Here is a 4,683-nt window from a genome sequence, read left to right on the forward strand (position 1 = left end):
GCGTCAGATCACTTGAGGGTGACCGTCGCGCCGGCCTCCTCGAGCTTGGTCTTGGCGGCCTCGGCGGCCTCCTTGTCGACCTTCTCGACGATCGCCTTGGGGGCGGACTCGACGAGATCCTTGGCCTCCTTGAGGCCCAGGCCCGACACGAGCTCGCGCACGACCTTGATGACGCCGATCTTCTTGTCGCCGGCCGACTCGAGGACGACGTCGAACTCGTCCTGCTCGGCGGCGGCCTCGCCACCGGCAGCCGGGGCGCCGGCAGCCGCGACGGCGACCGGAGCGGCCGCGGTGACCTCGAAGGTGTCTTCGAACAGCTTCACGAACTCGGAGAGCTCCAGAAGAGTCATCTCCTTGAAGGCCTCGAGCAGCTCGTCGTTGCTGAGCTTCGCCATGGTGGCGTCCTTTCTGTTGGTCCCGGTGCCGTCAGACGGCCCGGAAGCATGTGGGGTTAGTTTTTCTTGTCCTCGAGCGCCGCGAACAGACGTGCCAGCTGCGAAGCGGGCGCGTTGAACAGGCCGGCGGCCTTGGTCTGGTTACCCTTGAGGGCACCGGCCATCTTCGCGAGCAGGACCTCGCGGGACTCGAGATCGGCGATCTTGTCGAGTTCGGTGGCGGACAGCGGTGAGCCGTCCATGACACCGCCCTTGATGACGAGCGCCTTGTTGTCCTTGGCGAAGTTCTTGAGCGCCTTGGCGGCGTCCACGACCTCACCGGTGACGAACGCGATGGCGGTGGGACCGGACAGGAGGTCATCGAGACCCTCGACTCCGGCTTCCTCAGCCGCACGCTTGACCAGGGTGTTCTTGGCCACGGTGTACGTGGCCGCGTCACCCAGCGTCTTGCGCAGTTCGGTGACCTGCGGGACGGAGAGTCCGCGGTACTCGGTGACCACGGCGGTCGTGGAGTTCTGGAAGTGCTGCTTGATCTCCTCGACGGCCTGGACCTTTGCGGGCTTTGCCATGTTTCGCCTCCTTTCTGCATCATCTCGCCCGAGAAAACACGAACGCCCCGTGCGCAGGTGGCACGGGGCGTGGAGGAGCTGGCACGGGCCCCTGGGGACCCACGGCACATCCGACGCTGACCGGTGTTCTCCTGCGCGGGCCGTCCGGGCGCTCCCGGACCCTTCGACCACCCCCGGCGGGAGCGGCGACCTGCGGTCTTCGGTGAAACTTGATCAGGTGCCCGAGAGCAGAGCTCCCAGGCGTTCAAACTTCGGACCCAAGGATATAGGCGGCCGCCGTCGCATACCAAATCCGCCCGGGGGCGACGAATGGCGGGCCGGTCGGCTTTCTGACACATTGGTGCGGTGTCCCCAGCCCCGTCTCGCCTCGCCGTCGTCTACAACCCCACCAAGGTCGGAATCGACGAGGTCCGCCGCCTCGCCGAGGAGCGGGCGTCCAGGCACGGGTGGACGGATCCCGTCTTCTACGAGACCACCGAGGAGGACCCGGGCACCGGTCAGGCGGCACGGGCGGCCGCCGACGGTGTCGGACTGGTGATCGCGTGCGGCGGCGACGGCACCGTACGGTCGGTGGCGCAGGGCCTGCTCGGCACCTCGGTGCCGATGGGAGTCGTCCCCCTGGGAACCGGGAACCTGCTCGCCCGCAACCTCGGCGTCCCGTTGGACGATGTCGACCGTGCGTTGCGTGTCGCCATGAGCGGTCGGAGCCGCGCGATCGACCTCGGCGAGGTCCACTACACCGACGGCGACGGCGTGTCCCACGATGACGTGTTCCTCGTGATGCTCGGCGCCGGGATGGACGCCGACATGATCGCGGGCACCGACGACAAACTGAAGGCACGGGTGGGCTGGCTCGCGTACGTCGGCGCGTTCGCCAACACGCTGTTGCGCGGCCACCGGATCCGGGTCGAGTACGCCCTCGACGACGGATCGCCGATCCAGACCCGCGCGCGCACCCTCCTGGTGGCCAACTGCGGGATGCTGCAGGCGGGGATGGTGCTGTTGCCCGACGCCGTCATCGACGACGGACTCCTGGACGTTCTCGCTCTGCGCGCCAAGGGCCCTCTCGGGTGGGCGCAGGCGGGTGCGGTGCTGGCCCATCACACGTTCCAGCACCGGCTCAAGCCGATACTGCGGAGGAACTCCACCCAGGAGAGCGGGAAAGAAGAGCATCGGACCCGGCCACTGGATTTCCGCCAGGGCGTGGGGATCACCGCCCGCGTGTTGGAGAAACCGGCCGCGTTCCAGATCGACGGCGAGGACTGCGGCACCGTGACCGAGTTCTCGGCGCGGATCAAGCGGAGGGGGCTCACGGTCCGGGTGGCGGTCTGACCCGCGCTCCCCGACCTGGCCCCGGAGGTCAGGTCTCGGGCTTCACCAGCAGCGCCAGCACGTCGTGGATCTCCTCCACGGTGGGCACGGGCAGCGCTGAGCGCCCGTAGACGAACCCGATGCCGGCGTACACCAAGACGCCGGCGCGGATCCTCGCCCCCCGTTCGGAGAACCCGAGTTCGACGAACGCGTCGTGGACCACCCGCAGGATGCGTTGGTCCAGTTCGGCAACCGCCTCGGCGACGGTCTCGTCCGCCCTGGCCCATTCGCGGATCGCGGCCTCCCCCTCCCAGGCGCGGGATTCCACGAGCATCGCGCTCATGGTCTCCAGCCGTGCGTCGGGTGGCATCTCCTCCATGGTGACCAGACCACGGGCGGCGTCCATCTCCTGCGAGAAGTAGAGCCTGGCGATGGCGGCCATGAGCGCGTCGAAGTCGGCGAAATGCCAGTAGAAGCTGCCCTTCGTGACGCCGAAGTCGGCGCAGAGTCTGCTGATCTTGACCGCGGACCTGCCCTCGGTCATGAGCAGGTCCAGCCCGGCGCGGGCCCAGTCCTCCGCCGAGAAGCGCCCCGTGCGCGGACCGCTCGGCCGGGCGGACCATGTCGACCCCCGGGTCATCGGCCCGCGGCACCGTGTCGTGTCGTCATCGTCGTCACCCTACGTCGGACCGAGGGCCTCCATGACCAGAGCGCGCGAGTCCGGGTCGCGCCCGGGTTCGCCGTGCCACACGGGCCGGCTGCCCGCGAACGGCCGGACGACCCGCACCTCTGTGCCGGGCGGGGACTGTTCCAGCGGTGGGTGCACGAGCAGGTCGACCGTCGAGACGATGTCGGTGTAGACCACCCCGCGCGCCCGGAGGCCGTCCGCGTGGAGCCGGACGAGCAGGTCCGAGCCACGTACGGCCTCCCGAAACCCCTCGCAGATCGGGTCCATCCAGGCGGGTTCCCACGCGAGGATCGTGTCGTGGGTCCTCAGCCCGCGGCTGGGGTTCTCGACGTCGCCGACCCCCTTGGCCACCACCGCCAAGGCACCTGCGACGGCGCGGTGGCGATCCCGGGGACGGGCACGGCCGCGCCTGCATCCGCTTCGGCACTCGCGGATATCCAACCCCCGTGACCCCACGCGAAGCAGTGCCACGCCCACGGCTCTCACCCTCGGGAGTCGGCTCATGTCCCGTCGGGCCATCTCTCCCCCGGTCACTCGGTGATCCCCACCTCCGAACCATACCGTAGGGTACTGTGACTCGTGTCATAGCAGCGGGAGCTCTCATGGTCGGGTTCGGTGGCGGCGCTCGCGGGCCCGTGGTGACGATGCGAAGACTCCTCGGCACGGTGGCCGGTGTGGCGGGCATGGGACTCGTCGGCGCGTCCGCCACCCGCGCACAGGTCGGCCCGGGATCGCTTGGTCCGAGCCCGCTGTTGTTCCACTCCCCCGTCCTCGAGCCCTACGTGGACGAACTCCCGCGTCCGGACGTCCTGCCCGGAGAGTCCCTGGAACTGTCCGCGCGGACGGGCACCCACCGGTTCCACCGCGGCCTCCCCGCGGCGATGACCTTGGGTTACGGCGCGGCCAGTTACCCTTGGTCCGGTGATCGCACGCCGGAGTGCGGACGACGCTGACCTACCGCAATGAGATCTCAGTCCACCCACACGCCGCGGACATCGACACGAGCCTGCACGGACTGTCGGAGTCGGTGCGTACCCGGGTACCCACGTCGCTACACCTGCACGGCGGGGTCACCGAGCCCGCCAGCGATGGCCACCCGGAGCAGTCGTCCTTCCTCGGGCAGGGCCACCTCCACCACTTCGACAACCGGCAGGAGGCGGCCGGGCTCTGGCACCACGACCACGCCATGGCCATCACCCGCCTCAACGTCTACGGCGGTCTCGCGGGCGGCTACCTCCCCCGCGACCGGTTCGACACCGGACGTCCCGACAATCCGTTGGGACTGCCCGCCGGCGAGTTCGAGATCCCGCTAGTCCTGCAGGAGAAGATCGTCCGCCCCGACGGCGCGGCGTCCATGCGCTCCACCCCGATCGTCCCGGAAGGCCATTGGGAAGGCGGGGCGGTGGGCGACGTCGGACTGGTCAACGGGGTGGGGCGGGTACGCCCAGGATGGTGTCGAGCAACGCTAGCGACCCCTCGAACGGTGTGCCGATGAGCAGCGCGGTGTCCAGGACCGGCAGCCGAAGGTCGAGGATGACCGTGCCGTTGGCGTAGTCCCCGCGCACCGCGTTGCGGTAGGTGTCCAGCGGGAACGGGAAGGTGGCCAGGTAGCGCAGTGACTCGGTGAGCGAGCCCCCGAATCCGCCAGTCCCTGCAGGACGGGGTCGAGGGACTCCAGACCGGCACGGAGGTCACCGCCGGAGGCCTCGACGACACGGCC

Annotated in this window: 7 protein-coding genes; 3 read left to right on the plus strand and 4 right to left on the minus strand. The window is 69.4% G+C overall.

Going from position 1 to position 4,683, the window contains the following annotated elements; translation table 11 throughout:
* Positions 1-8 precede the first annotated feature (8 nt).
* Both rplL and rplJ read right to left on the minus strand, forming a co-directional pair.
* Positions 9-395, minus strand: coding sequence for a 50S ribosomal protein L7/L12 (gene rplL, locus G6018_RS09760; RefSeq protein ID WP_007631805.1), 387 nt, complete (start codon positions 393-395; stop codon positions 9-11).
* A gap of 56 nt (positions 396-451) precedes the next feature.
* Positions 452-964, minus strand: coding sequence for a 50S ribosomal protein L10 (gene rplJ / locus G6018_RS09765; protein WP_007631803.1), 513 nt, complete (start codon positions 962-964; stop codon positions 452-454).
* A gap of 345 nt (positions 965-1,309) precedes the next feature.
* Here rplJ and G6018_RS17670 point away from each other — a divergent pair, with 345 nt between their 5' ends.
* Complete coding sequence (locus tag G6018_RS17670; protein WP_007631801.1) at positions 1,310-2,296, plus strand: diacylglycerol kinase family protein; 987 nt, start codon at positions 1,310-1,312, stop codon at positions 2,294-2,296.
* 28 nt (positions 2,297-2,324) lie between these two features.
* Here G6018_RS17670 and G6018_RS09775 read toward each other — a convergent pair whose 3' ends face one another.
* A complete protein-coding gene (locus tag G6018_RS09775; protein WP_182639494.1) occupies positions 2,325-2,915 on the minus strand; it encodes a TetR/AcrR family transcriptional regulator in 591 nt (196 codons plus the stop codon).
* Between the two features lie 39 nt (positions 2,916-2,954).
* Positions 2,955-3,314: a hypothetical protein gene (locus G6018_RS09780; protein WP_132063036.1), complete on the minus strand. Its 360-nt coding sequence runs from the start codon at positions 3,312-3,314 to the stop codon at positions 2,955-2,957.
* Between the two features lie 293 nt (positions 3,315-3,607).
* Here G6018_RS09780 and G6018_RS09785 point away from each other — a divergent pair, with 293 nt between their 5' ends.
* Both G6018_RS09785 and G6018_RS09790 read left to right on the plus strand, forming a co-directional pair.
* Complete coding sequence (locus tag G6018_RS09785) at positions 3,608-3,916, plus strand: hypothetical protein (protein ID WP_182639495.1); 309 nt, start codon at positions 3,608-3,610, stop codon at positions 3,914-3,916.
* Positions 3,901-4,458: a hypothetical protein gene (locus tag G6018_RS09790; protein WP_063971826.1), complete on the plus strand. Its 558-nt coding sequence runs from the start codon at positions 3,901-3,903 to the stop codon at positions 4,456-4,458. The genes G6018_RS09785 and G6018_RS09790 overlap by 16 nt, the downstream gene beginning before the upstream one ends.
* The last annotated feature ends 225 nt before the right edge of the window (positions 4,459-4,683 follow it).

The sequence above is a fragment of the Dietzia sp. DQ11-44 genome, from assembly GCF_014145205.1.
GTDB classification, from domain to species: domain Bacteria; phylum Actinomycetota; class Actinomycetes; order Mycobacteriales; family Mycobacteriaceae; genus Dietzia; species Dietzia natronolimnaea.